The organism is Enterobacter sp. HK-058-C-ECC (genome assembly GCF_047531125.1).
Taxonomy (GTDB): Bacteria; Pseudomonadota; Gammaproteobacteria; order Enterobacterales; family Enterobacteriaceae; genus Enterobacter; species Enterobacter quasiroggenkampii.
Genome location: NZ_JBLKCH010000014.1, coordinates 56167 through 82928, shown reverse-complemented (window position 1 = coordinate 82928; position 26762 = coordinate 56167). Strand labels below are relative to the sequence as shown.

24 protein-coding genes, 2 tRNA genes and 1 rRNA gene are annotated in these 26762 nt (G+C 55.8%); 21 read left to right on the top strand and 6 right to left on the bottom strand.

The features are described 5' to 3' along the window. From rrf to ACMWJS_RS20365, 3 genes are all read left to right on the top strand, one after another. Positions 1–91: ribosomal RNA gene (gene rrf, locus ACMWJS_RS20375) — 5S ribosomal RNA — on the top strand; the annotation flags it as partial. Between the two features lie 56 nt (positions 92–147). After that, positions 148–224, top strand: a tRNA-Asp gene (locus tag ACMWJS_RS20370). A 53-nt stretch (positions 225–277) separates the two neighbouring features. Beyond that, positions 278–353: transfer RNA gene (locus tag ACMWJS_RS20365), tRNA-Trp, on the top strand. 98 nt (positions 354–451) lie between these two features. Here ACMWJS_RS20365 and hdfR read toward each other — a convergent pair. Then, positions 452–1273 carry an HTH-type transcriptional regulator HdfR gene (hdfR, locus tag ACMWJS_RS20360; protein ID WP_032675646.1) on the bottom strand — a complete coding sequence of 274 codons (822 nt, stop codon included), beginning with the start codon at positions 1271–1273 and terminating at the stop codon, positions 452–454. A gap of 118 nt (positions 1274–1391) precedes the next feature. On the opposite strand from hdfR, the gene ACMWJS_RS20355 reads away from it, so the two are divergent. Continuing rightward, a complete protein-coding gene (locus tag ACMWJS_RS20355) occupies positions 1392–1730 on the top strand; it encodes a DUF413 domain-containing protein (RefSeq protein WP_008501577.1) in 339 nt (112 codons plus the stop codon). A 30-nt stretch (positions 1731–1760) separates the two neighbouring features. Here ACMWJS_RS20355 and ACMWJS_RS20350 read toward each other — a convergent pair whose 3' ends face one another. Then, positions 1761–3281 carry a YifB family Mg chelatase-like AAA ATPase gene (locus ACMWJS_RS20350; protein ID WP_262802648.1) on the bottom strand — a complete coding sequence of 507 codons (1521 nt, stop codon included), beginning with the start codon at positions 3279–3281 and terminating at the stop codon, positions 1761–1763. A 340-nt stretch (positions 3282–3621) separates the two neighbouring features. Between ACMWJS_RS20350 and ilvL the strand changes: the two genes are divergently transcribed. The 7 genes from ilvL to ilvA all read left to right on the top strand — a co-directional run bounded on the left by ilvL (position 3622) and on the right by ilvA (position 10172). Next, positions 3622–3720 (top strand): ilv operon leader peptide, encoded by a 99-nt coding sequence (gene ilvL / locus ACMWJS_RS20345; RefSeq protein WP_001311244.1) that lies wholly within the window; start codon positions 3622–3624, stop codon positions 3718–3720. Positions 3721–3806: 86 nt separating this feature from the next. Next, the gene (ilvX, locus tag ACMWJS_RS20340) at positions 3807–3857 is read left to right on the top strand and encodes a peptide IlvX (RefSeq protein ID WP_166792073.1); all 51 of its coding nucleotides are present in this window, start codon (positions 3807–3809) and stop codon (positions 3855–3857) included. A 2-nt stretch (positions 3858–3859) separates the two neighbouring features. Beyond that, positions 3860–5506, top strand: coding sequence for an acetolactate synthase 2 catalytic subunit (gene ilvG / locus ACMWJS_RS20335; protein WP_196353193.1), 1647 nt, complete (start codon positions 3860–3862; stop codon positions 5504–5506). Continuing rightward, positions 5503–5766 (top strand): acetolactate synthase 2 small subunit, encoded by a 264-nt coding sequence (gene ilvM, locus ACMWJS_RS20330; RefSeq protein ID WP_006179206.1) that lies wholly within the window; start codon positions 5503–5505, stop codon positions 5764–5766. Before ilvG ends, ilvM begins: the two co-directional genes overlap by 4 nt. Before the next feature lie 18 nt (positions 5767–5784). Beyond that, positions 5785–6714, top strand: coding sequence for a branched-chain-amino-acid transaminase (ilvE, locus tag ACMWJS_RS20325; protein ID WP_023309654.1), 930 nt, complete (start codon positions 5785–5787; stop codon positions 6712–6714). A 60-nt stretch (positions 6715–6774) separates the two neighbouring features. After that, entirely contained in the window at positions 6775–8625 is a 1851-nt protein-coding gene (gene ilvD / locus ACMWJS_RS20320) for a dihydroxy-acid dehydratase (RefSeq protein WP_045909248.1), read from the top strand. A gap of 2 nt (positions 8626–8627) precedes the next feature. Then, positions 8628–10172, top strand: coding sequence for a threonine ammonia-lyase, biosynthetic (gene ilvA, locus ACMWJS_RS20315; RefSeq protein WP_023618949.1), 1545 nt, complete (start codon positions 8628–8630; stop codon positions 10170–10172). A 45-nt stretch (positions 10173–10217) separates the two neighbouring features. Here the strand turns inward: ilvA and ilvY are convergent, their stop codons facing one another. Then, positions 10218–11108 (bottom strand): HTH-type transcriptional activator IlvY, encoded by an 891-nt coding sequence (gene ilvY / locus ACMWJS_RS20310; protein ID WP_008501572.1) that lies wholly within the window; start codon positions 11106–11108, stop codon positions 10218–10220. 152 nt (positions 11109–11260) lie between these two features. On the opposite strand from ilvY, the gene ilvC reads away from it, so the two are divergent. Further along, a complete protein-coding gene (gene ilvC, locus ACMWJS_RS20305; RefSeq protein WP_008501571.1) occupies positions 11261–12736 on the top strand; it encodes a ketol-acid reductoisomerase in 1476 nt (491 codons plus the stop codon). Between the two features lie 86 nt (positions 12737–12822). Here ilvC and ppiC read toward each other — a convergent pair whose 3' ends face one another. Beyond that, on the bottom strand, positions 12823–13104 hold the full coding sequence (gene ppiC, locus ACMWJS_RS20300) for a peptidylprolyl isomerase PpiC (RefSeq protein WP_008501570.1): 282 nt from the start codon (positions 13102–13104) through the stop codon (positions 12823–12825). Positions 13105–13189: 85 nt separating this feature from the next. Between ppiC and rep the strand changes: the two genes are divergently transcribed. Continuing rightward, positions 13190–15214, top strand: a complete 2025-nt coding sequence (gene rep, locus ACMWJS_RS20295) for a DNA helicase Rep (protein ID WP_008501569.1) — start codon at positions 13190–13192, stop codon at positions 15212–15214. 51 nt (positions 15215–15265) lie between these two features. On the opposite strand, the gene gppA is transcribed toward rep, so the two are convergent. Both gppA and rhlB read right to left on the bottom strand, forming a co-directional pair. Continuing rightward, positions 15266–16750 (bottom strand): guanosine-5'-triphosphate,3'-diphosphate diphosphatase, encoded by a 1485-nt coding sequence (gppA, locus tag ACMWJS_RS20290; protein ID WP_063622989.1) that lies wholly within the window; start codon positions 16748–16750, stop codon positions 15266–15268. Between the two features lie 6 nt (positions 16751–16756). Then, positions 16757–18025, bottom strand: a complete 1269-nt coding sequence (gene rhlB, locus ACMWJS_RS20285; protein ID WP_021242834.1) for an ATP-dependent RNA helicase RhlB — start codon at positions 18023–18025, stop codon at positions 16757–16759. Positions 18026–18169: 144 nt separating this feature from the next. Between rhlB and trxA the strand changes: the two genes are divergently transcribed. The 8 genes from trxA (at position 18170) to rffA (ending at position 26761) form a co-directional block, all read left to right on the top strand. After that, positions 18170–18499: a thioredoxin TrxA gene (trxA, locus tag ACMWJS_RS20280; RefSeq protein ID WP_006179218.1), complete on the top strand. Its 330-nt coding sequence runs from the start codon at positions 18170–18172 to the stop codon at positions 18497–18499. Positions 18500–18844: 345 nt separating this feature from the next. Continuing rightward, positions 18845–20104, top strand: a complete 1260-nt coding sequence (gene rho / locus ACMWJS_RS20275; RefSeq protein ID WP_008501566.1) for a transcription termination factor Rho — start codon at positions 18845–18847, stop codon at positions 20102–20104. 238 nt (positions 20105–20342) lie between these two features. Continuing rightward, the gene (wecA, locus tag ACMWJS_RS20270; protein WP_045909243.1) at positions 20343–21446 is read left to right on the top strand and encodes a UDP-N-acetylglucosamine--undecaprenyl-phosphate N-acetylglucosaminephosphotransferase; all 1104 of its coding nucleotides are present in this window, start codon (positions 20343–20345) and stop codon (positions 21444–21446) included. Between the two features lie 13 nt (positions 21447–21459). Continuing rightward, positions 21460–22506, top strand: coding sequence for an ECA polysaccharide chain length modulation protein (gene wzzE, locus ACMWJS_RS20265; protein WP_045909242.1), 1047 nt, complete (start codon positions 21460–21462; stop codon positions 22504–22506). 56 nt (positions 22507–22562) lie between these two features. Then, positions 22563–23693, top strand: a complete 1131-nt coding sequence (wecB, locus tag ACMWJS_RS20260) for a non-hydrolyzing UDP-N-acetylglucosamine 2-epimerase (RefSeq protein ID WP_414747477.1) — start codon at positions 22563–22565, stop codon at positions 23691–23693. Further along, on the top strand, positions 23690–24952 hold the full coding sequence (wecC, locus tag ACMWJS_RS20255; protein WP_196365685.1) for a UDP-N-acetyl-D-mannosamine dehydrogenase: 1263 nt from the start codon (positions 23690–23692) through the stop codon (positions 24950–24952). Before wecB ends, wecC begins: the two co-directional genes overlap by 4 nt. After that, on the top strand, positions 24949–25626 hold the full coding sequence (gene rffC, locus ACMWJS_RS20250) for a dTDP-4-amino-4,6-dideoxy-D-galactose acyltransferase (protein WP_069719863.1): 678 nt from the start codon (positions 24949–24951) through the stop codon (positions 25624–25626). Before wecC ends, rffC begins: the two co-directional genes overlap by 4 nt. A gap of 4 nt (positions 25627–25630) precedes the next feature. Continuing rightward, positions 25631–26761, top strand: a complete 1131-nt coding sequence (gene rffA, locus ACMWJS_RS20245; RefSeq protein ID WP_414747476.1) for a dTDP-4-amino-4,6-dideoxygalactose transaminase — start codon at positions 25631–25633, stop codon at positions 26759–26761. The last annotated feature ends 1 nt before the right edge of the window (position 26762 follow it).

Here is a 26762-nt window from a genome sequence, read left to right as displayed (position 1 = left end):
CACCTGACCCCATGCCGAACTCAGAAGTGAAACGCCGTAGCGCCGATGGTAGTGTGGGGTCTCCCCATGTGAGAGTAGGGAACTGCCAGGCATCAAATTAAGTAGTAAGCCGGTGCATTAATCCGGTGGTTACAAGCAGTCTTCGGTGGAGCGGTAGTTCAGTCGGTTAGAATACCTGCCTGTCACGCAGGGGGTCGCGGGTTCGAGTCCCGTCCGTTCCGCCACTTATTAAGACATTAAGCCTGCCTTACTGGCAGGCTTAATGGCAAAAAACTTTAGGGGCGTAGCTCAGTTGGTAGAGCACCGGTCTCCAAAACCGGGTGTCGCGAGTTCGAGTCTCTCCGCCCCTGCCATATATAATCCTTTGCTTCGGCAAAGGATTTTTTTTGCCTGTAATCCTGTAAAAACGCCTCTTCTTACTGTTCAGCCAGCATTCCTGCTGGCTGATGTATCAATCCATTACATTGATTTTTAACAGATCTTTTATCTGTGACTGCTTATCACTGTTTTGCAGCCAAATCGCATACAGCGGTCTGGTAAGCGTGGTGGAATCCAACACCGTATGCAGCCCCGCTTTAGTGTCTGCCCAGCGAACAGGTAACCAGGTACAACCTCTCAGCAAGGGCAGTTGCTGACAGGCGATCTCCGCAGAGCTGGTCGTTAACTGTGGAACATCATCAGGTGCAATCAATCCCGTCTCATGCTGCTGAAAATCTGGCCCCCATTCGAGGCGCAAATAGGTCAGGTCTGCTTTCATCATCGACGGTTCAGAGGCATAAAGCGCCAGGCCAAACTGACCGACGATCTGGCTGCTAAATTCGTCCATCTTGGGGGCTTCGGTTGTGATCAGAAGATCAAGCTGACGCTCATGAAGTTGCTTAACCAGCGACTGCCGTTGCGCAATCCTGGCTTCAAATTGCAGGTGGCTATGAGATTGATAAAGCCGGGTAAGCCACTGACTTAGCATACATTCCCACAGGGAAGCGCTGGCCCCTATCGAGAACTCATTATGCCTCGAAGTATGTGCAACCTCTTTGCGTGCCGCCTGCCAGGTATTCATCAGCGTTTCTGCGTACGGCAGCAGTTTTTCACCGGCGGGCGTGAGGCGAATATTGTTGCGATGGCGGGTAAAAAGATTCACACCCAGTTGATTTTCCAGCTGTCGAATACGAAAACTGACTGCTGACTGCGTCAGGTAAAGGGCTTCCGCTGCTCGCCCAAAGTGGCGTGTTCTGCTCACTTCAAGGAAAGTTTTAAGCAATTCCGTATCCACATCTTTCTCCGCAAAATTATTTGTCGTTATGATTTAAATGTTTTGTTTTACACTCTGTCAAGCGTAACTAATACTCCGCGCCATAAATAGCTCGGCCAAAGAATTAGGAGCGTGTAGGATGGCGGAAAGCTTTACGACGACTAATCGTTTTTTCGACAATAAACATTATCCGCGCGGGTTCTCTCGTCACGGCGATTTCACCATCAAAGAAGCTCAACTGCTTGAGCGCCATGGTTATGCCTTTAACGAGCTGGATCTGGGTAAGCGTGAACCTGCAACCGAAGACGAAAAACAGTTTGTTTCTGTTTGCCGTGGTGAGCGTGAGCCGCAGTCTGAAGCGGAACGTGTGTGGATCAAGTATATGGCACGCATTAAGCGTCCAAAGCGCTTCCATACGCTGTCTGGCGGTAAGCCGCAGATGGAAGGTGCAGAAGACTACACCGAGTCTGATGACTAAGATGATAAGAAGGGGCTACGGCCCCTTTTTTTATGCCAGCAACTTCTGCAGATGCAGCAGCAAACGATCGATAGCGCGATAGCTCAGCGCCTCCTGCAAGTGTTTCCTCTCAATGTCAGTACATCCCTCCACGTCAGCAATGGTTCTGGCCACTTTTAGCAAACGCTGCCACGCACGTATAGATAGCCCAAAGCGCGTCAACGTCTCCTCCAGCCATACCGCATCCTCACTGTTAAGGGCACAAAACTGCCGGATCCCGGCATTATCCAGCCGCGCATTTAGCCTGTTCTGGCGAGTGTACTGTCGTGCCTGGGCGGCGATCACCCGCTCGCGTACCTTCGCAGAGCTTTCACCCGTGATGCCCGTCTGCCTGAGCAGGCCCGGAGGAGGAAGCGGGATTTCGAGAGATAAATCGAAACGGTCGAGGAACGGACCGGATAACTTTCCCAGATAGCGCAGCGTCTGCTCTGGCGTACAGCGGTTATGGTTGCCCTGGTAGTGGCCCGTCGGGCTGGGATTCATCGCAGCGACCAGTTGAAACTGCGCGGGATAGCTTATTTTGGCCCGCGTGCGCGAGATATGTATTTCGCCAGATTCAATAGGTTCTCTCAGCGCATCCAGCACGCGGCGCTCAAACTCGGGCAGCTCATCGAGAAACAAAATGCCATTGTGCGCCAGTGAGATCTCACCCGGCCCGGGGATAGATCCACCGCCGACCATCGCCGTCAGTGAAGCGCTATGATGTGGGGAACGAAAAGGACGACGGCGCCACTGTTTTTGCAACGATGCAGAACTGATGAGGCTATAGATGGCGGCGCTTTCCAGCGCTTCATGGTTATTGAGCGGTGGAAGTAACCCGCTCAGCCTGCTCGCCAGCATCGTTTTCCCCGTACCTGGCGGGCCAATCAACAGAAGATTGTGTCCACCTGCGGCCGTAATCTCCAGCGCCCGCTTCCCTTGCTCCTGTCCCATAATCTCGCTGAGATCCTCCGGGACGTCGGCTATAACCTCGTCACACTCCTCCGGTTCGGACAGTTCATGTCGTCCTTCCAGCCAGGCACAAACTTCCTGTAAATGTCCCGCGATGAGGCATCCTTTTTCCGCGATAAGACTCACTTCTGATGCGTTTTCATTGGCCACAATGATTTGCCGGCCTGATCGTATGGCCTCCAGCGCTCCCGATATCGCGCCGGGAACGCCTCTCAGCGCGCCTGTGAGCGCGAGTTCACCCACGAACTCATACGAGCCTAGCCTTGTCGTATTAAGCTGCTCAGAAGCCGCGAGAAGGGCAATTGCGATAGGTAAATCGTATCGTCCCCCTTCTTTAGGCAGGTCGGCGGGAGCAAGGTTGATGGTGATCTTCTTCGCAGGGAAGGTATAACCGCTATTTATTATTGCACTACGGACGCGATCCCTGGCTTCTTTAACCGTCGTTTCAGGTAACCCGACAAGCGTGAGTCCGGGCAGCCCATTACTCAAATGCACCTCTACGGAAACAAGTGGTGCCTTTACCCCGAGGGCCGCCCGCGTATAAACAACTGACAGTGACATTTGCACTACCTCCTGGTGTGACTATGTCAGTGCTCGTTATGTTTGTTTATTGCCATTTCGTGAATTTACGCCGCTTATTCAGGGATTTTAATGGCGCATTGCAACAATTTCATAATCGTGGAAAGCTCCTCGCAGAACGAAAAAATCCTGTTTTGACGGTCAGCACCACAGTAAAAAAATGAAAAATATTCATTTTCTAATTTCCGTATATAAAACAACGCTTTTAAGAAATATGATTCGCGGGCTAACCAAATCCGTCATAAATAAATCTTGTGTTTAATTTGAAAACTGTGATACCTCTTTAGGTATTCCTTCGAACAAGATGCAAAAAGAACTGAAAATGACAGCCCTTCTACGAGTGATTAGCCTGGTCGTGATTAGCGTGGTGGTGATTATTATCCCACCGTGCGGGGCTGCACTTGGACGAGGAAAGGCTTAGAAATCAAGCCTTAACGAACTAAGACCCCCGCACCGAAAGGTCCGGGGGTTTTTTTATGACTAAAAAACGCAGATGAGGAGCAGAGAATGACGACTAGCACAAAATTCTGTTTCTCCCGATTTATGACGGGGAACTAACTATGAATGGGGCACAGTGGGTAGTACATGCGTTGCGCGCGCAGGGAGTCGAGACAGTATTCGGTTATCCAGGTGGCGCAATTATGCCGATTTACGATGCACTGTATGACGGCGGCGTGGAACATCTCTTGTGCCGACACGAGCAGGGCGCAGTGATGGCGGCCATTGGTTACGCCCGCGCGACCGGTAAAACCGGCGTGTGTATGGCGACGTCAGGCCCTGGCGCAACTAACCTGATCACCGGCCTGGCTGACGCGCTGCTGGATTCTGTTCCCGTTGTTGCCATCACCGGGCAGGTGGCGTCTCCGTTCATCGGTACCGACGCTTTTCAGGAGGTCGATGTTCTGGGTTTATCGCTGGCCTGCACCAAACACAGTTTCCTTGTTCAGTCTCTGGAAGAGCTGCCGCGCGTCATGGCTGAAGCATTCGAGGTTGCCAGCTCCGGCCGCCCTGGCCCGGTTCTGGTGGATATCCCGAAAGATATCCAGGTCGCACTCGGCGAACTGGAGCCGCACTTCTCCACCGTTCGAAGCGACGACGCGTTTCCGCATGCGGCAGTTGAAGAGGCGCGCCAGATGCTGGCGCAGGCAAAACAGCCGATGCTGTACGTTGGCGGTGGCGTAGGCATGGCGCAGGCCGTTCCCGCCCTGCGTGAATTTATTGCGGTAACGCAAATGCCTGCCACCTGCACGCTGAAAGGGTTGGGTGCGGTAGATGCAGACTACCCGTACTATCTGGGCATGCTCGGGATGCACGGCACTAAAGCGGCAAACCTGGCGGTGCAGGCGTGCGATCTGCTCATCGCCGTCGGTGCCCGTTTTGACGACCGCGTTACCGGCAAGCTGAATACCTTTGCGCCGAACGCCAAAGTCATCCATATGGATATCGACCCGGCGGAGATGAACAAGCTGCGTCAGGCGCACGTCGCGCTGCAGGGCGATCTCAACGCGCTGTTACCGGCATTGCAGCAGCCGCTGGATATCAACGCATGGCGTCAGCACACCGCCGATATGCGCGCTGAACACGCCTGGCGTTACGATCACCCGGGCGAGGCTATCTACGCGCCGCTGCTGTTGAAGCAGTTGTCCGACCGTAAACCGACAAACAGCGTGGTGACGACCGATGTCGGCCAGCACCAGATGTGGTCAGCGCAGCACATGACCTACACGTGCCCGGAAAACTTCATCACCTCCAGCGGGTTAGGGACGATGGGCTTCGGTCTGCCAGCCGCCGTTGGCGCACAGGTTGCCCGCCCGAACGATACCGTAATCTGTATCTCCGGTGACGGCTCCTTCATGATGAACGTTCAGGAGCTCGGCACCGTTAAGCGCAAGCAGTTGCCGCTGAAAATCGTCTTGCTCGACAACCAGCGTTTAGGGATGGTTCGCCAGTGGCAACAGCTGTTCTTCCAGGAGCGTTACAGCGAAACGACCCTTACCGATAACCCCGATTTCCTCACGCTGGCCAGCGCTTTTGGCATCCCTGGTCAGCACATCACCCGTAAAGATCAGGTTGAAGCGGCGCTCGACACCATGCTGAACAGCGAGGGGCCTTACCTGCTTCATGTCTCAATCGACGAACTCGAGAACGTCTGGCCGCTGGTACCGCCTGGTGCCAGTAACTCACAAATGATGGAGAAATTATCATGATGCAGCATCAGGTCGCCGTACAGGCTCGCTTCAACCCAGAAACCTTAGAGCGCGTTTTGCGTGTGGTGCGTCATCGTGGTTTTCAGATTTGCTCTATGAATATGGAGACGGCCACTGACGCCCAAAACATCAGTATCGAATTAACCGTTGCCAGCCCGCGGTCGGTCGACTTACTGTTTAGTCAGTTATCAAAGCTGGTAGACGTTGCCCATGTTGCCATCTGCCAGAGCACAACCACATCACAACAAATCCGCGCTTAAGCGTGACAGGACGAAAAAATGACGACAAAAAAAGCTGATTACATTTGGTTCAACGGTGAGATGGTTCGCTGGGAGGACGCGAAGGTCCACGTGATGTCCCACGCGCTGCATTACGGTACCTCCGTGTTTGAAGGCATCCGCTGCTACGATTCTCACAAAGGGCCAGTGGTGTTCCGCCATCGCGAACACATGCAGCGTCTGCATGACTCAGCCAAAATTTATCGTTTCCCGGTATCTCAGAGCGTGGATGAGCTGATGGAAGCCTGCCGCGACGTGATCCGTAAGAACAACCTGACCAGCGCCTATATTCGTCCGCTGGTGTTTGTGGGCGACGTCGGTATGGGCGTGAACCCGCCCGCTGGCTATACCACGGATGTGATCATTGCCGCGTTCCCGTGGGGGGCCTACCTGGGCGCAGAAGCCCTGGAGCAGGGGATCGACGCAATGGTCTCTTCCTGGAATCGCGTTGCGCCAAACACCATCCCGACCGCCGCGAAAGCAGGCGGTAACTACCTTTCTTCCCTGCTGGTCGGTAGCGAAGCGCGCCGTCATGGCTACCAGGAAGGTATCGCGCTCGATGTAAATGGCTACATCTCCGAAGGCGCAGGTGAAAACCTGTTTGAAGTGAAAGACGGCATTCTGTTTACGCCGCCATTCACCTCGTCCGCGCTGCCGGGCATCACCCGTGACGCCATCATCAAGCTGGCGAAAGACCTGGGTATCGAAGTGCGCGAGCAGGTGCTGTCCCGCGAATCCCTCTACCTGGCCGATGAAGTGTTTATGTCCGGTACCGCGGCTGAAATCACGCCGGTACGCAGTGTAGACGGTATCCAGGTGGGCGAAGGCCGCTGTGGCCCGGTCACCAAACGCATTCAGCAAGCGTTCTTTGGTCTCTTCACCGGCGAAACAGAAGATAAATACGGCTGGTTGGATCAGGTTAATCACTAAATATAAATTTGGGACGGCACGCACCGTCCCATTACATAGTCAGACGGGAGTAAATAAAGCATGCCTAAGTATCGTTCAGCCACCACCACCCACGGCCGTAACATGGCGGGTGCCCGCGCACTGTGGCGCGCCACCGGAATGACCGACGCCGATTTCGGCAAGCCAATTATCGCCGTGGTGAACTCCTTCACCCAGTTCGTCCCGGGCCATGTGCACCTGCGCGATCTGGGTAAGCTGGTTGCCGAGCAAATCGAGGCCTCCGGCGGCGTGGCGAAAGAGTTCAACACCATTGCGGTGGATGACGGTATCGCGATGGGCCACGGGGGCATGCTCTATTCACTGCCGTCGCGCGAGCTGATCGCCGACTCGGTGGAGTACATGGTTAACGCCCACTGCGCCGATGCGATGGTCTGTATCTCCAACTGCGACAAAATCACCCCGGGGATGCTGATGGCCTCCCTTCGCCTGAACATTCCGGTGATCTTCGTCTCCGGTGGCCCAATGGAAGCGGGGAAAACCAAGCTCTCCGACAAAATCATCAAGCTCGACCTGGTTGATGCGATGATTCAGGGGGCGGATCCGAAGGTTTCTGACGAGCAGAGCGATCAGGTGGAACGCTCTGCGTGTCCGACCTGCGGCTCCTGTTCCGGTATGTTCACGGCTAACTCCATGAACTGCCTGACCGAAGCGCTGGGTCTGTCTCAGCCGGGCAACGGCTCGCTGCTGGCAACCCATGCCGACCGTAAGCAGCTGTTCCTCAACGCCGGTAAACGTATCGTTGAGCTGACTAAGCGCTACTACGAGCAGGACGACGCCAGCGCGCTGCCGCGCAGCATCGCCAGTAAAGCGGCATTCGAGAACGCCATGACCCTGGATATCGCCATGGGCGGTTCCACCAACACCGTTCTGCACCTGCTGGCCGCCGCGCAGGAAGCCGAAATCGACTTCACCATGAGTGACATCGACAAGCTCTCCCGTAAAGTGCCGCAGCTGTGTAAGGTCGCGCCAAGTACGCAGAAGTACCACATGGAAGACGTGCACCGTGCCGGTGGCGTCATCGGTATCCTCGGCGAGCTGGATCGCGCCGGGCTGCTGAACCGTGACGTGAAAAACGTGCTCGGCCTGACGCTGCCGGAATCGCTGGACCAGTACGACGTGATGCTGACCAAAGACGACGCGGTGAAAAAAATGTTCCGCGCCGGTCCTGCCGGTATTCGTACCACGCAGGCATTCTCGCAGGATTGCCGCTGGGACACCCTGGACGATGACCGCGCCGAAGGCTGCATCCGCTCGCTGGAACACGCCTACAGCAAAGACGGCGGTCTGGCCGTGCTGTATGGTAACTTTGCTGAAAATGGCTGCATCGTGAAGACCGCTGGCGTGGACGACAGCATCCTGAAATTCACCGGTCCGGCGAAAGTGTACGAAAGTCAGGATGAGGCGGTAGACGCCATCCTGGGCGGTAAAGTGGTGGAAGGCGACGTGGTGGTCATTCGCTACGAAGGGCCAAAAGGCGGGCCGGGCATGCAGGAGATGCTCTACCCGACCACCTTCCTGAAATCCATGGGCCTCGGTAAAGCCTGCGCGCTGATCACCGACGGGCGTTTCTCCGGCGGCACCTCTGGTCTCTCCATCGGTCACGTTTCGCCGGAAGCGGCAAGCGGCGGCAACATCGCCATCATCGAAGACGGCGACCTGATCGAAATCGACATTCCGAATCGCGGCATTCAGCTCAAGCTGAGCGACCAGGAGATCGCGGCCCGTCGTGAAGCGCAGGAAGCGCGCGGCGACAAAGCCTGGACGCCGAAAGACCGTCAGCGTGAAGTCTCCTTCGCCCTGCGCGCCTACGCGAGCCTTGCCACCAGTGCAGATAAAGGCGCGGTGCGCGATAAATCGAAACTTGGGGGCTAACGATGGCCGAGTCGCAACCCTTATCCGCCGCCCCTGAGGGGGCGGAGTATCTGAGAGCGGTGCTGCGCGCGCCGGTCTATGAAGCCGTGCAGGTCACCCCCCTGCAGAAAATGGAAAAACTCTCTTCGCGCCTCGACAACGTTATCCTGGTGAAGCGCGAAGACCGCCAGCCGGTGCACAGCTTTAAGCTACGCGGCGCCTACGCGATGATGGCCGGGCTGACCGACGAGCAAAAAGCGCGCGGCGTGATTACCGCCTCGGCAGGTAACCATGCGCAAGGCGTGGCGTTCTCGTCTGCTCGCCTGGGTCTGAAAGCGCTGATCGTGATGCCGGTTGCTACCGCAGACATCAAGGTCGACGCGGTGCGCGGTTTCGGCGGCGAAGTCTTACTCCACGGGGCCAACTTTGACGAAGCCAAAGCCAAAGCGATTGAGCTGGCGCAGCAGCAGGGGTTCACCTGGGTGCCGCCGTTCGACCACCCGATGGTGATTGCCGGGCAGGGGACGCTGGCGCTTGAACTGCTGCAGCAGGATGCCCATCTCGACCGCGTCTTTGTCCCGGTGGGCGGCGGCGGTTTAGCCGCAGGCGTGGCGGTGCTGATCAAACAGCTGATGCCGCAGATCAAAGTCATTGCCGTGGAAGCGGAAGACTCCGCCTGCCTGAAAGCGGCGCTGGATGCCGGGCATCCGGTCGACCTGCCGCGGGTCGGGCTGTTTGCCGAGGGCGTGGCGGTGAAGCGTATTGGCGATGAAACGTTCCGCCTGTGCCGGGAATATCTCGACGATATCGTCACGGTGGATAGCGATGCCATCTGCGCGGCGATGAAAGATTTGTTCGAAGACGTGCGTGCGGTGGCGGAACCGTCCGGCGCGCTGGCGTTGGCGGGCATGAAAAAATACATCGCGCAGCACAACATTCGTGGCGAGCGTCTGGCGCACGTGCTTTCCGGCGCCAACGTTAACTTCCACGGCCTGCGCTATGTTTCCGAGCGCTGCGAGCTGGGCGAACAGCGTGAAGCGCTGCTGGCGGTGACCATTCCGGAAGAGAAGGGCAGCTTCCTGAAGTTCTGTCAGCTGCTGGGCGGCCGTTCGGTGACGGAATTTAACTACCGTTTTGCCGATGCCAAAGATGCCTGCATTTTTGTCGGCGTGCGTCTGAGCCGTGGCGTGGAGGAGCGCAAAGAGATCCTCAACCTGCTGCATGAAGGCGGCTATAGCGTGGTCGATCTCTCTGACGATGAGATGGCGAAGCTGCACGTGCGTTACATGGTCGGTGGCCGTCCTTCGAAGCCGCTCAAGGAACGCCTGTTCAGCTTTGAGTTCCCGGAATCGCCGGGCGCGCTGCTCAAGTTCCTGCACACGCTGGGTACGCACTGGAACATCTCCCTGTTCCACTACCGCAGCCACGGCACCGATTATGGTCGCGTGCTGGCGGCGTTCGAACTGGGCGAGCACGAGCCGGATTTCGAAACGCGGCTGAACGAGCTGGGCTATGAGTGTCACGACGAAACCCATAACCCGGCGTTCCGCTTCTTCCTGGCAGGCTAGTGGTAGAGCTGCGCGTAGGCCGGGTAAGCGTAGCGCCACCCGGGTTCAGTGGTTCGGCAATATCGTCCAGAACGCATCAATAAGCGGCTCATGCAGCCGCTTTTTTTGTGCGCACACGCCAAGCTCAAACGGCGTTTTCTCGTCGCTGCGTTCCAGAATCATCACGCGATTGCGCACCGGTTCCGGGCTGTTTTCCAGCACCACTTCCGGCAGTAGCGCCACGCCGCAGCCGAGCGCCACCATCGACACCATCGCCTCATGACCGCTGACGGTGGCGTAAATCGACGGGTTGCTGATTTTCTGGCGGCGGAACCACAGCTCAATGCGACGTCGCACCGGCCCCTGATCGGCCATGATAAACGGCACCGTCGACCAGTCCGGTTTTTCCACCGACACCTGGTTACGCACCGGGCAGGGCAGCGCTGGGGCAATCAGCACCACCGCCAGATTCTCCAGCATCGAGAACGCTACCGCGCCCGGCAGGGTTTCCGGCTTCCCGGCAATGGCGAGATCCGCTTCGCCCGTCACCACTTTTTCCATTGCGTCGGCGGCGTCGCCGGTGGTGAGCTTAATTTCAACTGACGGATGCGCCGCGCGGAAGCGGTCAAGGATGGGCGGCAGATGGCTGTAGGCGGCGGTCACGGAGCAAAAAATATGCAGTTCACCGGAGAGTGACGGCCCCTGCTGATCGATAGAGTGCCGCAGCTGCTGGTACTGCAACAGCGTCTGCTGGGCAAAAATGCGCAGCTCTTCGCCCGCTTCCGTGAGGGTGACGGTGCGGTTATCGCGCACGAACAGCGGCTGGCCGAGATCTTCCTCAAGGCGCTGGATCTGGCGCGACAGCGTGGAGGGGCTGACGTGCATCGCCCGCGCGCTGCGGCCAAAATGGCGGCTTTCCGCCAGGTGAAGAAACATTTTCAGATCGCGTAAATCCACCGATTCCACTCCCTCTTTTTACATTGCAAAAATTGCAATATGACGTTGTGAATATATCAATTTCCGCAATAAATTTCCTGTTGTAATGTGGGTACATTCTCGCTGAAACGCGAACCGAACAATAAGACACACAACATCACGAGGTATCACCCATGGCTAACTACTTTAATACACTGAACTTGCGCCAGCAGCTGGCGCAGCTGGGCAAATGCCGCTTCATGGCGCGCGACGAATTTGCCGATGGCGCAAGCTACCTTCAGGGTAAAAAAGTGGTCATCGTCGGCTGTGGCGCACAGGGTCTGAACCAGGGCCTGAACATGCGTGACTCCGGTCTGGATATCTCCTACGCACTGCGCAAAGAAGCGATTGCCGAGAAGCGCGCTTCATGGCGTAAAGCGACCGAAAACGGCTTCAAAGTGGGTACCTACGAAGAGCTGATCCCGCAGGCGGATCTGGTGGTTAACCTGACGCCGGACAAGCAGCACTCTGACGTAGTGCGTTCCGTACAGCCGCTGATGAAAGACGGTGCCGCGCTGGGTTACTCCCACGGCTTTAACATCGTTGAAGTGGGCGAGCAGATCCGTAAAGACATCACCGTGGTGATGGTGGCACCGAAGTGCCCGGGTACCGAAGTACGTGAAGAGTACAAGCGTGGTTTCGGCGTGCCGACCCTGATCGCGGTACACCCGGAAAACGATCCGAAAGGCGAAGGTATGGCGATTGCCAAAGCATGGGCAGCGGCGACCGGCGGCCACCGTGCGGGCGTGCTGGAATCTTCCTTCGTTGCCGAAGTGAAATCTGACCTGATGGGCGAGCAGACCATTCTGTGCGGCATGCTGCAGGCCGGTTCTCTGCTGTGCTTCGATAAGCTGGTGGAAGAGGGTACCGACCCGGCATACGCGGAAAAACTGATTCAGTTCGGCTGGGAAACCATCACCGAAGCGCTGAAGCAGGGCGGTATTACGCTGATGATGGACCGTCTGTCCAACCCGGCAAAACTGCGTGCTTACGCGCTGTCTGAACAGCTGAAAACCATCATGGCGCCGCTGTTCCAGAAACATATGGACGACATCATCTCCGGCGAGTTCTCTTCCGGCATGATGGCAGACTGGGCGAACGACGATAAGAAACTGCTGACCTGGCGTGAAGAGACCGGTAAAACCGCGTTCGAAACCGCGCCACAGTATGAAGGTAAAATCGGCGAGCAGGAGTACTTCGATAAAGGCGTCCTGATGATCGCGATGGTGAAAGCGGGCGTTGAGCTGGCGTTCGAAACCATGGTGGATTCCGGCATCATCGAAGAGTCTGCGTACTACGAATCACTGCACGAGCTGCCGCTGATTGCGAACACCATCGCCCGTAAGCGTCTGTACGAAATGAACGTGGTGATCTCTGATACCGCAGAATACGGTAACTACCTGTTCTCTTACGCCTGCGTACCGCTGCTGAAAGAGTTTATGACCACTCTGCAGCCGGGCGATCTGGGTAAAGCGATTGCAGAAGGTGCCGTGGACAACGCGCAGCTGCGCGATGTGAACGAAGCGATTCGCAGCCACCAGATCGAGAAAGTGGGCCACAAACTGCGTGGCTACATGACCGATATGAAGCGTATCGCGGTAGCGGGTTAACAACTTTGTCGGGTGGCGCTTCGCTTACCCGACCTACAAAACCGTAAGATGTAGGCCGGGTAAGGCGTAGCCGCCACCCGGCTTTTTTATTTGCGATACAGCACTTTAATCACGTGGTAGCCGAACTGCGTGTGCAGCGGGCCGGTTGGCTCCAGCACCGGGCAGGAGAAGACCACTTTATCGAACGCCGGTACCATCTGACCCTGGCGGAATTCACCCAGATCGCCGCCGCGTTTGCCTGACGGACAGATAGAGTGCTTCTTCGCCAGTTTGCCGAAGTCGGCGCCGTTTTTGATCTGCTCCAGAAGATCCAGAGCCAGTTTCTCTTCTTTAACAAGAATATGCAGTGCTGCTGCTGTTTTTGCCATGATCGTGCCTTGAGTGGTATGGATTAGGCTCGCTATACTACCACGCTGTTATTCTCCCCTCCTGACTTTCATTGAGTGATCATTTATGCGTTTAAACCCCGGACAACAACAAGCCGTCGAATTTGTCACCGGACCGTGTCTGGTGCTGGCGGGGGCTGGATCCGGTAAAACCCGCGTGATCACCAACAAAATTGCGCACCTGATCCGCGGCTGTGGCTATCAGGCCCGGCACATTGCGGCGGTGACGTTTACCAATAAAGCGGCGCGTGAGATGAAAGAGCGTGTCGGCCAGACGCTGGGGCGCAAAGAGGCCCGGGGCCTGATGATCTCCACCTTCCACACGCTGGGGCTGGATATCATCAAGCGCGAGTATGCGGCGCTGGGCATGAAGTCCAACTTCTCCCTCTTTGATGACACCGACCAGGTGGCGTTGCTCAAAGAGCTCACCGAGGGGCTGATCGAAGATGACAAGGTGCTGTTGCAGCAGCTGATCTCGACGATCTCAAACTGGAAAAACGATCTGATGACCCCGGCCCAGGCCGCGGCGATCGCCAAAGGCGAACGGGATCGCATCTTTGCCCACTGCTACGGTCTGTACGATGCGCACATGAAAGCGTGCAACGTGCTGGACTTCGACGACCTGATCCTGCTGCCGACGCTGCTGCTGCAGCGTAATGAAGAGGTTCGCGAGCGCTGGCAGAACAAAATCCGTTACCTGCTGGTGGATGAGTATCAGGACACCAACACCAGCCAGTACGAGCTGGTGAAGCTGCTGGTGGGGCAGCGCGCGCGTTTCACCGTGGTCGGCGATGATGACCAGTCAATTTACTCCTGGCGCGGCGCGCGTCCGCAAAACCTGGTGCTGCTGAGCAAAGATTTTCCGGCGCTGCAGGTGATTAAGCTGGAGCAGAACTACCGCTCCTCCGGGCGTATCCTGAAAGCGGCAAATATCCTGATCGCCAATAACCCGCACGTGTTCGAGAAGCGTCTCTTCTCCGAGCTGGGCTACGGGACGGAGCTGAAAGTGCTCAGCGCCAATAACGAAGAGCATGAAGCGGAGCGCGTCACCGGTGAACTGATCGCCCATCACTTCGTCAATAAAACCGAATATAAGGATTACGCGATCCTCTATCGCGGGAATCACCAGTCGCGCGTCTTTGAAAAGATGCTGATGCAGAACCGCATTCCGTACAAAATCTCGGGCGGTACGTCGTTCTTCTCACGGCCAGAGATCAAAGACCTGCTGGCCTATCTGCGCGTACTCACTAACCCGGATGACGACAGCGCGTTTCTGCGCATTGTGAATACGCCAAAACGCGAGATTGGCCCGGCGACGCTGCAAAAACTCGGCGAGTGGGCGATGACGCGTAACAAAAGCCTGTTTACCGCCAGCTTCGACATGGGGCTAAGCCAGACGTTAACCGGTCGCGGCTATGATTCGTTAACGCGATTCACCCACTGGCTCGGCGAAGTGCAGCGTCTCGCGGAGCGCGAGCCGGTGGCGGCGGTGCGCGATCTCATTCACGGCATCGACTATGAGTCCTGGCTGTACGAAACCTCGGCCAGCCCGAAAGCCGCTGAGATGCGCATGAAGAACGTCAACCAGCTCTTCAGCTGGATGACCGAAATGCTGGAGGGTTCTGAAATCGACGAGCCGATGACCCTGACGCAGGTGGTCACCCGCTTTACCCTGCGCGACATGATGGAGCGTGGCGAGAGCGAAGAAGAGGCCGATCAGGTACAGCTGATGACGCTGCACGCGTCAAAAGGTCTGGAGTTCCCGTATGTCTATCTGGTTGGTATGGAAGAGGGGTTGTTACCGCATCAGAGCAGCATTGATGAAGACAACGTCGACGAGGAGCGCCGCCTGGCCTACGTGGGGATCACCCGCGCGCAGAAAGAGCTGACGTTCACACTGTGTAAAGAGCGCCGTCAGTATGGCGAACTTGTCCGCCCGGAGCCGAGCCGTTTCCTGCTGGAACTGCCGCAGGATGACCTGATCTGGGAGCAGGAACGCAAAGTAATTACTGCGGAAGAGCGGATGCACAAGGGGCAGGCTAACGTGGCGAACATTCGCGCCATGCTGGCAAAAGCCAAAGAGAAAGGATAAGGATGAGTAGGCCGGGTAAGGCGAAGCCGCCACCCGGCAATGTTCAGCGTATTACTTCACTTCCAGCACCCAGTGCACATAGCTCTGCCACTGGCACTCCTGCTCGATCATCTCTGCCCCAAGTGGGTGACGTTCAATCCAGTTTTCCGGCAGCGTCAGCGACAGTTTTTCGTCATCGGCCACCAGGCCGATCGCAGGCAGCAAATCATCGCGACGGCGGCTGGCAAACAGAATCGCCAGACGCAGCAGGCGGCACAGATGTTCGGCCACGCGCGGCGGTACGGCGTTTTGCTGATGCAAAGACGAGAGATCAACGGCATTGGTCTGGTTCAGCAGCAGCGTTGCCAGCAATTTTTTCTGTGCGGGTGTATAGCCCGGTAAATCCAGGTTGCGCACCAGATACGCTGCATGAGCAGGAGCCTGCTTAAAATCAATACTCAGCCCCACTTCATGGAGCGCACAGGCGCTCAGCAGTAAATCGCGGCTCAGTGGTTCAAGATCCCAGACGTTAGCGACCTGATCGGCGAAGCGTGACGCCAGCTGCGATACGCGTCCTGCCTGATCGATATCAACCAGAAAACGACGCTGCACGTTGCGCAGGGTACGGCTGCGGATGTCCTGATCGACCGACAGATGCAGCATCCCGTAGACCAGACCTTCACGCAGCGCGCCGCCGGCCAGGGTCATACACTGGATGTTCAGTTCGGTAAAAATAGCGATCAGAATAGCCAGCCCGCTCGGGAAAACCAGCGCGCGTTCGAGCGTCAGGCCTTCAATTTCCAGCTCTTCAAGGCGTCCACACTGAATGGCGCGCTGTTTTAGCTGCTGAAGCTTGGCAAGCGTAATCCGCTCGTCCATTCCCTGCGCCATCATGATTTCCTGCAGGGCCTGAACGGTGCCCGACGCACCCACGCAGACTTTCCAGCCGTGATAGCGCAGCTCGTCCATCACCGGACGTAACACCTCGCGCGCCGCATTTTCTGCCTCGTCGAAGTTCTCTTTACCCAGATTACGATCGGTAAAGTAGCGCTCAAGCCAGGTCACGCAGCCCATCGACAGGCTGAACAGCGAGGTTGCCTGCGCGCCGGTGCCGGTCACCAGCTCGGTACTGGCACCGCCGATATCCACCACCAGGCGGCGATCGTCACCCCCTGTGGTATGTGCAACCCCCTGATAAATCAGGCGAGCTTCTTCTTCACCGCTGATAACCTGAACCGGGCAACCGAGAATTTCCTGCGCTCTGGCAATAAAATCCACGGCGTTAACCGCCAGGCGGAGTGTCGCGGTGGCGACGACGGTGATTTGGGCATGCGGGATATCCTGCAGACGCTCGGCAAAGAGTCGCAGACACTGCCAGCCACGTTCCATGGCTTCAGGTGAGAGGTGATTATCGCTGCTCAGGCCCGCCGCGAGGCGGACCTTGCGCTTAATGCGCGTCAGCGTTTGTATGCTTCCTGCCACCTCGCGCACAACCAGCATATGAAAACTATTCGAACCGAGATCGATTGCTGCATAAAGCGAGGTGGAGCTGAGCATATTTTCTTAACCTGAACGACGACGATTACGCGGTGCGCCGCCTGAACGACGCGGTCCATTGCCGGAGCGTGGGCGGGTTAGACGCTTAGGCGGCGGCAGTTCGCTTAACAGCGCTTCCGGATTGTATTTGCTCTGCGGAATAGAGTGACCGATATAGGTCTCAATGGCCGGAAGATTCAGCGCATACTCTTCACACGCAAGGCTAATCGAATGACCACTTGCGCCCGCACGACCGGTACGACCGATACGGTGTACGTAGTCTTCACAGTCGTCTGGCAGATCGTAGTTAAAGACGTGCGTTACGGCTGGAATGTGTAAACCACGTGCAGCCACGTCGGTGGCGACCAGAATATCGAGATCGCCACGGGTGAACTCTTCGAGAATTCGCAGGCGTTTTTTCTGCGCGACGTCGCCAGTCAACAGGCCAACACGGTGGCCGTCTGCAGCCAGATGGCCCCAGATGTCTTCACAGCGGTGTTTGGTGTTCGCGAAGATAATGGCGCGATCTGGCCACTCTTCTTCAATCAGCGTTTGCAGCAGGCGCATCTTCTCTTCATTCGAAGGATAGAAGAGCTCTTCTTTAATGCGGTGACCCGTTTTCTGCTCCGGTTCCACTTCCACGTACTCGGCGTTGTTCATCTGTTCGAACGCCAGTTCGCGCACACGGTAGGAGAGGGTTGCAGAGAACAGCATATTCAGGCGCTGGTTAGCCGGAGGCATACGACGGAACAGCCAGCGGATGTCTTTAATGAAGCCCAGATCGTACATGCGGTCAGCTTCATCGAGCACCACAACCTGGATGGCACCGAGGTTAATGTGGTTCTGTTTGGCGTAATCGATAAGACGGCCGGTGGTACCGATCAGGATATCCACACCGCTTTCCAGCACTTTCAGCTGTTTATCGTAGCCGTCGCCGCCATAGGCCAGGCCCAGCTTCAGGCCGGTAGCCTGCGCCAGGGGTTCAGCGTCTGCATGGATCTGTACCGCCAGTTCTCGCGTCGGGGCCATAATTAGCGCGCGCGGCTGGTTAACTTTGCGGTCTGCAATCGCTGGGTGAGAAAGTAAATAATGAAACGTTGACGTTAAAAACGCCATCGTTTTGCCGGTACCGGTTTGCGCCTGCCCGGCAACATCGCGACCGGCCAGCGTCAGCGGCAGCGCGAGGGCCTGAATGGGCGTGCAGTTATGAAACCCTTTATTTTCAAGGGCTTCAATCACCTTCGGGTGCAGCGCGAAGTCGGAAAACTTCTGTTCTGTTAAATGTGTTTTGCTCATAGTGTGGTAGAATATCAGCTTACTATTGCTTTACGAAAGCGTATCCGGTGAAATAAAGTCAACCTTTAGTTGGTTAATGCGACATCAACACGTCGTTGGTGGAGACAAAACCAACGTACCAGGCTTATTCCTGTGGAGTTATATATGAGCGATAAAATTATTCACCTGACTGACGACAGTTTTGACACGGACGTACTTAAGGCTGACGGGCTGATCCTCGTCGATTTCTGGGCTGAATGGTGTGGTCCTTGCAAAATGATCGCCCCGATTCTGGATGAGATCGCCGACGAATATCAGGGCAAACTGACCGTTGCCAAGCTGAACATCGACCAGAACCCGGGCACCGCGCCAAAATACGGTATCCGTGGCATTCCGACCCTGCTGCTGTTCAAAAACGGCGAAGTGGCGGCGACCAAAGTGGGCGCGCTGTCCAAAGGTCAACTGAAAGAGTTCCTGGACGCTAACCTGGCGTAAGGTTTCTCCGCTGCGCGTTCAGAGCTCCCGGCTAAATGATCTGGAACTCTGGACGCCCGGCTGAAGTCGTGCTAAGTTAGCTATGACTTCGTTTTAAACATATCTTGTTGTTTGAATCTTGTTTTACCCGATACTTCCCGCTGTTGACATATCCAGTGCGTGAAGTGGCTAAATTCCGGGCTTGTCACTCAATCCGTCTTGTCGTTTCAGTTCTGCGTTCTTTCCCTGTGACCAGACAGCGAACAGACATGAGTTGATGGCCGCTAAACAGGCATGGATGACCCTGCCATACCATTCACAACATTAAGTTCGAGAATCACCCCGAGTTTAAGAACCCACACCATTATGAATCTTACCGAATTAAAGAATACGCCGGTTTCTGAGCTGATCACTCTCGGCGAAAATATGGGGCTGGAAAACCAGGCTCGTATGCGCAAGCAGGACATCATTTTCGCCATCCTGAAGCAGCACGCTAAGAGTGGCGAAGATATCTTTGGCGACGGTGTGCTGGAGATATTGCAAGACGGTTTTGGTTTCCTCCGCTCTGCAGACAGCTCCTACCTCGCCGGCCCTGACGACATCTACGTATCCCCCAGCCAAATCCGCCGTTTCAACCTCCGCACTGGTGACACCATTTCAGGTAAGATTCGTCCTCCTAAAGAGGGTGAACGCTACTTTGCGCTGTTGAAAGTCAATGAAGTTAACTTCGACAAACCTGAAAACTCGCGTAATAAGATCCTCTTTGAGAACTTAACGCCGCTGCACGCGAACTCTCGCCTGCGCATGGAACGTGGTAACGGTTCGACCGAAGACTTAACCGCGCGTGTTCTGGATCTGGCATCACCTATTGGTCGCGGCCAGCGTGGTCTGATTGTGGCGCCGCCAAAAGCGGGTAAAACCATGCTGCTGCAGAACATCGCGCAGAGCATCGCCTATAACCACCCAGACTGTGTGCTGATGGTGCTGCTGATTGACGAACGTCCGGAAGAAGTGACCGAGATGCAGCGTCTGGTTAAAGGTGAAGTGGTTGCTTCTACCTTCGACGAGCCAGCATCTCGCCACGTTCAGGTTGCGGAAATGGTTATCGAGAAGGCAAAACGCCTGGTTGAGCACAAGAAAGACGTGATCATCCTGCTCGACTCCATCACCCGTCTGGCGCGTGCCTACAACACCGTGGTGCCAGCGTCTGGTAAAGTGCTGACCGGTGGTGTGGATGCTAACGCCCTGCATCGTCCGAAACGCTTCTTCGGTGCTGCACGTAACGTGGAAGAGGGCGGCAGCCTGACCATCATCGCGACGGCGCTGATCGATACCGGTTCCAAAATGGACGAAGTGATTTACGAAGAGTTTAAAGGTACAGGCAACATGGAACTGCACCTCTCTCGTAAGATCGCTGAAAAACGCGTCTTCCCGGCTATCGACTACAACCGTTCCGGTACCCGTAAAGAAGAGTTGCTCACCACTCAGGAAGAGCTGCAGAAAATGTGGATCCTGCGCAAAATCATCCATCCAATGGGTGAAATCGACGCGATGGAGTTCCTCATTAACAAACTGGCGATGACCAAAACCAACGACGATTTCTTCGACATGATGAAACGCTCGTAACGCAAATAAAGCCAGCGAACGCCACGTTTTTACGTGGCGTTTTTCTTTTATGGACTATACGCTAGTACCACCTACTCCCAATTTTGACGTGTAGGTGTAACAATAAGACGATTCGTAGAGTAAAAACATTAATAGCTTGAATAATATACAAATGAGGTCACAAGAGGTTTACTTTTACCTTCGGGCTATGAGCCTTCATGGTTATACTTCCGAGACTAACATTTGTTGAGAATCCATTGTGAACCTATTCGATACGTTTACTGATCTAACCAGTATTTTTTTATTCACCACCTGTTTTCTGTTTATTGCGCGTAAGGTGGCGAAATACGTGGGGTTAGTGGATAAACCCAACTTCCGGAAACGTCATCAGGGTATGATCCCCCTGGTGGGTGGTATCTCAGTATTTGCTGGTATTTGCTATGCCTTCGCAATTGCTAACTACTATGTCCCACATGTCAAATTATACCTGATGTGTTCAACGGTACTGGTTATCGTCGGCGCGCTTGACGATCGTTATGACATCAGCGTTAAAATTCGCGCCTTTGTGCAGGCGGCAGTTGGCATTGCCATGATGGTCTCAGCAAAACTCTACTTGAGTAGCCTGGGCTATATTTTTGGCTCGTGGGAGATGGTGCTCGGCCCGTTCGGCTATTTTCTGACGCTTTTCGCCGTATGGGTGGCTATAAACGCATTCAACATGGTCGATGGTATTGATGGCTTGCTGGGGGGACTCTCCTGCGTCTCATTTGCCGCGATCGGTTTTATTTTGTGGTTTGACGGACAATATAGTCTTGCTATGTGGTGCTTCGCCATGATTGCCGCCATCCTGCCTTATATCCTGTTAAACCTCGGTGCGCTGGGGCGTCGCTATAAAGTCTTTATGGGTGATGCGGGCAGTACACTTATTGGGTTTACCGTCATCTGGATCTTGCTGGAAACGACTCAGGGACAAGTCCATCCTATCAGCCCTGTTACCGCGTTGTGGATTATCGCTATCCCGTTAATGGATATGGTTGCGATAATGTATCGCCGCTTGCGCAAAGGGATGAGTCCCTTCTCAGCCGACCGACAGCATATTCATCATTTGATCATGCGAGCTGGATTCACCTCCAGACAGGCATTTGTTTTGATAACCGTAGCGGCTGCTATCCTTGCGGGAGTGGGTGTTGCCGCGGAGTATGCTCATTTTGTGCCAGAATGGGTCATGTTGGTATTATTCTTGCTAGCATTTTTCCTGTACGGCTACTGCATTAAGCGCGCATGGAAAGTGGCGCGGTTCATAAAACGTATTAAACGCCGGATGCGTCGTAACAGTGGCAAAAACACAACATTAACTAAATAAAACCGGGACTATGATGACTCAACCGTTGGCGGGAGCGAAATCAGTGGTAACAGAGAATGAACTGGATATTCGGGGTTTGTTTCGCGTGTTATGGGCAGGCAAACTTTGGATTGCGGGGATCGCGCTGGGATTTGCACTGTTAGCGCTGGCCTATACGTTCTTTGCAAAACAGGAATGGAGCGCCACGGCAATCACGGACAAACCAACGGTTAACATGCTTGGGGGATACTATTCCCAGCAGCAATTCCTGCGAAACCTGGATATCAAAGCCAACCTTGCCACGCCAGATCAGGTTTCCGTTATGGATGAGGCCTACAAAGAGTTTGTGATGCAACTGGCTTCGTGGGATACGCGTCGCGACTTCTGGTCCCAGACGGATTACTACAAGCAGCGTCGGGTTGATAACACCAAAGCCGATGCCGCCCTGCTGGACGATCTGATTAACAATATTCAGTTTATGCCGGGCGACGCGCTGCGTAACGTGAATGACAGCGTCAAGCTGATTGCAGAAACCGCGCCGGATGCCAACAACCTGCTGCGTCAATACGTCGCGTTTGCCAGCCAGCGTGCCGCAAGCCATCTTAACGAAGAGCTTAAAGGCGCCTGGGCGGCCCGTACCATCCAGATGAAAGCCCAGGTGAAACGTCAGGAAGAGGTGGCTAAAGCGATTTTCACTCGCCGTGTACACAACATTGAGCAGGCGCTGAAAATTGCGGAACAGCACAATATTTCCCGTAGTGAGACGGACGTGCCGGCTGATGAACTGCCTGACTCTGAAATGTTCCTTCTTGGTCGCCCTATGCTGCAGGCACGTCTGGAAAATCTCCAGGCCGTCGGTCCTGATGTTGACCTCGATTACGATCAAAATCGCGCGATGCTCAATACGCTTAATGTCGGTCCCTCTCTGGACCCGCGTTTTCAGACCTATCGTTATTTGCGAACGCCTGAAGAACCTGTAAAACGCGACAGTCCGCGTCGTGCATTCCTGATGATCATGTGGGGGATTGTCGGTGCACTGGCGGGCGCTGGCGTGGCGTTAACGCGTCGTCGCACAAACTAAGAATGCCGTCTACGATGAAGGCTGCGGCCTTCATCGCCTAATCGAAGAGAATCGATGTGAAAGTACTAACCGTATTTGGCACTAGGCCGGAGGCCATTAAGATGGCACCTCTGGTTCATGCCCTGGCCAGCGATCCTGATATTGAAGCGAAAGTCTGCGTCACGGCCCAGCACCGTGAGATGCTTGACCAGGTCTTAACGCTCTTTTCCATCGTCCCGGATTACGACCTTAATATTATGAAACCGGGGCAAGGGTTGACGGAGATAACCTGTCGCATACTGCAAGATCTCAAGCCGATCCTGGAGTCATTCAAGCCTGACGTGGTGCTGGTACACGGAGATACCACCACGACCGTGGCGACCAGCCTGGCCGCGTTTTATCAACGTATTCCCGTGGGGCATGTCGAGGCGGGTCTGCGTACCGGCAATCTGTACTCGCCGTGGCCGGAGGAAGCCAACCGCACGCTAACGGGCCACCTGGCGATGTACCACTTTGCGCCAACGGAAAACTCGCGTCAGAACCTGCTGCGTGAAAATATCGCCGCTAACAAAATCTTTGTGACCGGCAATACGGTCATCGATGCGTTAATTTGGGTACGTGACCGCGTCCTCGCAAACGACGATCTTAAGAAAGAACTCGCTGCCCGCTATCCCTTCCTGCACAACGGTAAAAAAACCATACTGGTGACGGGCCACCGACGCGAAAGCTTTGGCCGGGGCTTTGAGCAAATCTGTCACGCGCTGGCTGAAATCGCCGCGCAGAATGACGATGTGCAGATTGTCTATCCGGTCCATCTCAATCCTAACGTCAGCGAACCGGTTAACCGCATCCTGGGTCATGTGGAAAATGTCCTTCTGATTGAACCGCAGGACTACCTGCCGTTTGTCTGGCTGATGAACCATGCCTGGCTGATCCTTACCGATTCCGGCGGCATTCAGGAGGAAGCGCCCTCTCTCGGCAAGCCGGTTCTGGTGATGCGTGAAACCACTGAACGTCCGGAAGCGGTGAAAGCCGGGACGGTGCGTCTGGTTGGCACCAACGCGCAGCTCATTGTCGAAGAAGTCACGCGCCTTCTGCATGACGATGAAACGTATCAGGCGATGAGCCGGGCCCATAATCCTTATGGAGACGGGCAGGCTTGTGGCCGTATTTTGCATGCACTTAAACACAATCAGGTATCGCTATGAGTTTTACTACCCTCTCTGTCATTGGTCTTGGCTACATCGGCTTGCCCACCGCGGCGGCGTTTGCCTCTCGTCAGAAACAGGTTGTCGGTGTGGATATCAACGCCCGCGCGGTGGAAACCATTAACCGTGGCGAAATTCATATTGTCGAGCCCGATCTGGATCGTGTGGTGAAAGAGGCGGTGGAGGGCGGCTTCCTGCGTGCCAGCACGACGCCCGTTGAAGCGGATGCCTACCTGATTGCCGTTCCAACGCCCTTTAAAGGCGACCATGAGCCCGACATGGTCTACGTCGAGGCGGCGGCGAAGTCCATTGCCCCTGTGCTGAAGAAAGGGGCGCTGGTGATTCTGGAATCGACCTCTCCCGTCGGCGCTACCGAGCAGATGGCGCAGTGGCTGGCCGACGCTCGCCCTGATTTAAGCTTCCCGCAACAGGCGGGGGAGCAGGCAGATATCAATATCGCCTACTGCCCGGAGCGAGTACTCCCGGGCCAGGTCATGGTCGAACTGATTAAAAACGACCGCGTCATTGGCGGTATGACGCCCGTCTGTTCCGAACGCGCCAGCGCGCTGTACAAGATTTTCCTGGAAGGCGAATGCGTGGTGACCAACTCCCGTACCGCCGAAATGTGTAAGCTGACGGAAAACAGCTTCCGCGACGTCAATATCGCCTTTGCGAACGAACTGTCGCTGATCTGCGCCGATCAGGGGATTAACGTATGGGAGTTGATTAGCCTGGCGAACCGCCATCCGCGCGTCAACATTCTCCAGCCAGGCCCGGGCGTGGGTGGACACTGTATCGCCGTCGATCCGTGGTTTATTGTGGCGCAGAACCCAGCGCAGGCGCGCCTGATTCGCACCGCGCGTGAAGTCAATGACAGCAAACCTCACTGGGTGCTCAATCAGGTCAAAACCACGGTAGCGGATTGTCTGGCAGAGAGCGGCAAGCGCGCCAGCGAGCTGAAAATTGCCTGCTTTGGTCTGGCCTTCAAACCGAATATTGACGACCTGCGTGAAAGCCCGGCGATGGAAATTGCTCAGATGATTGCCGAATGGCACAAGGGTGAAACGCTGGTGGTTGAGCCGAATATTCATGAACTGCCGGCAAAACTGGCGGGGCACTGCACGCTGACAGCGCTGGATGAGGCACTGGCGACGGCGGACGTACTGGTGCTGCTGGTGGATCATAAAGCGTTTAAAGCGACGCCTGGTGATGCGGTGCGTCAGCAATATGTGGTTGATACCAAAGGCGTCTGGCGTTGAACAGCCTGAACGGGGTACTCGAGCCCCTGCAGTGGGAGAGTGCCTTTTTCGGCCTGCCGTCGGCCATTGTGCGCCTGCGTGATGATGCGCCGGTATTGGCTGAATCAGATTTGAACGCCTGGCAACGGATTCAGGCGAAGATCCCGGCGGACCGTACCGACCTGCTTGACGCGCTCCAGCAACGCGGCTTTCAGCTGGTTGAAGGTGAGGCAGACCTTTCTATAACCCTCACCCGGCACGATGCGCCCGGTGTGGAAATGGCAACCGAACAGGATATTCCCGTGCTGCGTCAGATGGCGGCTCAGGCGTTTGCGCAGAGTCGCTTTCGTACGCCCTGGTATGCACCTGACGATAGCGGACGTTTCTATGCCCAGTGGATAGAGAATGCGGTTAAAGGCACCTTTGATCACGTCTGCCTGGTTTTCCGCGCAGGGGACGGTCAACTCCAGGGGTTCGTCTCGCTTCGCAAGCTCAACGCGTGCGAGGCGCGTATTGGCTTATTAGCCGGGCGCGGCATGGGTGAGAAGCTCATGCAGGCGGCGCTGCACTGGGCGCAGCAGCAGCAGGTTGAGACGCTGCGGGTGGCGACACAGGTGGGCAACACCGCCGCGCTTAAACGTTATATTGCGAGTGGTGCCAACATCGACGCCACCGCCTACTGGTTATACAGGTGACAAGATGATTCCATTTAACGCACCACCCGTCGTCGGAACGGAACTCGACTATATGCAGTCTGCCATGGGCAGCGGCAAACTCTGCGGTGACGGCGGTTATACCCGCCGCTGTCAGCAGTGGATGGAACAGCGTTTTCGCAGCGCCAAAGTGCTCCTGACCCCGTCCTGTACGGCATCGCTGGAAATGGCCGCGCTGCTGCTGGATATCCAGCCCGGCGATGAAGTGATCATGCCCAGCTACACCTTCGTTTCCACGGCGAACGCGTTTGTCCTGCGCGGGGCGAAAATCGTCTTTGTGGATATCCGCCCGGATACCATGAATATTGATGAGACGCTGATTGAAGCGGCGATCACCGACAAAACGCGCGCGATCGTACCGGTTCACTACGCGGGCGTGGCTTGTGAAATGGACACCATCATGGCCATCGCCAAAAAACATAACCTGTTTGTGGTGGAAGATGCCGCCCAGGGCGTGATGTCGACCTACAAGGGACGCGCGCTGGGTACCATCGGCCATATCGGCTGCTTTAGCTTCCACGAAACCAAAAACTACACGGCAGGCGGAGAAGGTGGCGCGACGCTGATTAACGATCGGGCGCTCGTGGAGCGTGCGGAGGTGATCCGCGAAAAAGGCACCAACCGCAGCCAGTTCTTCCGCGGCCAGGTCGACAAATACACCTGGCGCGATATTGGCTCCAGCTATCTGATGGCGGATCTGCAGGCCGCGTACCTGTGGGCGCAGCTGGAAGCCGCGGATCGCATCAACCTGCAGCGCCTCTCCCTGTGGCAAACCTATTACGATGCGCTTGAGCCTCTGGCCAAAGCCGGGCGTATTGAGCTGCCGACTATCCCGGCAGATTGCGTCCACAACGCGCACATGTTCTACATCAAGCTGCGCGATAACGACGACCGGAGCGAGCTTATCGCCTGGCTGAAAGAAGCCGAAATTTTGGCGGTGTTCCACTATATTCCGCTGCACTCCAGTCCGGCGGGCGAAGCGTTTGGAACGTTCGCGGGTGAGGACCGTTACACCACCAAAGAAAGTGAGCGGTTGCTTCGTCTGCCACTGTTCTACAACCTCGCGCCAGTTAACCAGCGTACGGTGATTAATACCCTTCTGAGCTATTTCGGCTGAT

Coding starts and splice junctions, on each gene's coding strand:
- wzzE (WP_045909242.1), top strand. CDS start 21,460: ATGACTCAACCGTTGGCGGGAGCGAAATCAGTGGTAACAGAGAATGAA.
- rep (WP_008501569.1), top strand. CDS start 13,190: ATGCGTTTAAACCCCGGACAACAACAAGCCGTCGAATTTGTCACCGGA.
- wecC (WP_196365685.1), top strand. CDS start 23,690: ATGAGTTTTACTACCCTCTCTGTCATTGGTCTTGGCTACATCGGCTTG.
- ilvE (WP_023309654.1), top strand. CDS start 5,785: ATGACGACAAAAAAAGCTGATTACATTTGGTTCAACGGTGAGATGGTT.
- ppiC (WP_008501570.1), bottom strand. CDS start 13,104: ATGGCAAAAACAGCAGCAGCACTGCATATTCTTGTTAAAGAAGAGAAA.
- trxA (WP_006179218.1), top strand. CDS start 18,170: ATGAGCGATAAAATTATTCACCTGACTGACGACAGTTTTGACACGGAC.
- ilvD (WP_045909248.1), top strand. CDS start 6,775: ATGCCTAAGTATCGTTCAGCCACCACCACCCACGGCCGTAACATGGCG.
- ilvM (WP_006179206.1), top strand. CDS start 5,503: ATGATGCAGCATCAGGTCGCCGTACAGGCTCGCTTCAACCCAGAAACC.
- ACMWJS_RS20355 (WP_008501577.1), top strand. CDS start 1,392: ATGGCGGAAAGCTTTACGACGACTAATCGTTTTTTCGACAATAAACAT.
- ilvC (WP_008501571.1), top strand. CDS start 11,261: ATGGCTAACTACTTTAATACACTGAACTTGCGCCAGCAGCTGGCGCAG.
- ilvG (WP_196353193.1), top strand. CDS start 3,860: ATGAATGGGGCACAGTGGGTAGTACATGCGTTGCGCGCGCAGGGAGTC.
- ACMWJS_RS20350 (WP_262802648.1), bottom strand. CDS start 3,281: ATGTCACTGTCAGTTGTTTATACGCGGGCGGCCCTCGGGGTAAAGGCA.
- rho (WP_008501566.1), top strand. CDS start 18,845: ATGAATCTTACCGAATTAAAGAATACGCCGGTTTCTGAGCTGATCACT.
- ilvA (WP_023618949.1), top strand. CDS start 8,628: ATGGCCGAGTCGCAACCCTTATCCGCCGCCCCTGAGGGGGCGGAGTAT.
- ilvL (WP_001311244.1), top strand. CDS start 3,622: ATGACAGCCCTTCTACGAGTGATTAGCCTGGTCGTGATTAGCGTGGTG.
- rhlB (WP_021242834.1), bottom strand. CDS start 18,025: ATGAGCAAAACACATTTAACAGAACAGAAGTTTTCCGACTTCGCGCTG.
- rffA (WP_414747476.1), top strand. CDS start 25,631: ATGATTCCATTTAACGCACCACCCGTCGTCGGAACGGAACTCGACTAT.
- gppA (WP_063622989.1), bottom strand. CDS start 16,750: ATGCTCAGCTCCACCTCGCTTTATGCAGCAATCGATCTCGGTTCGAAT.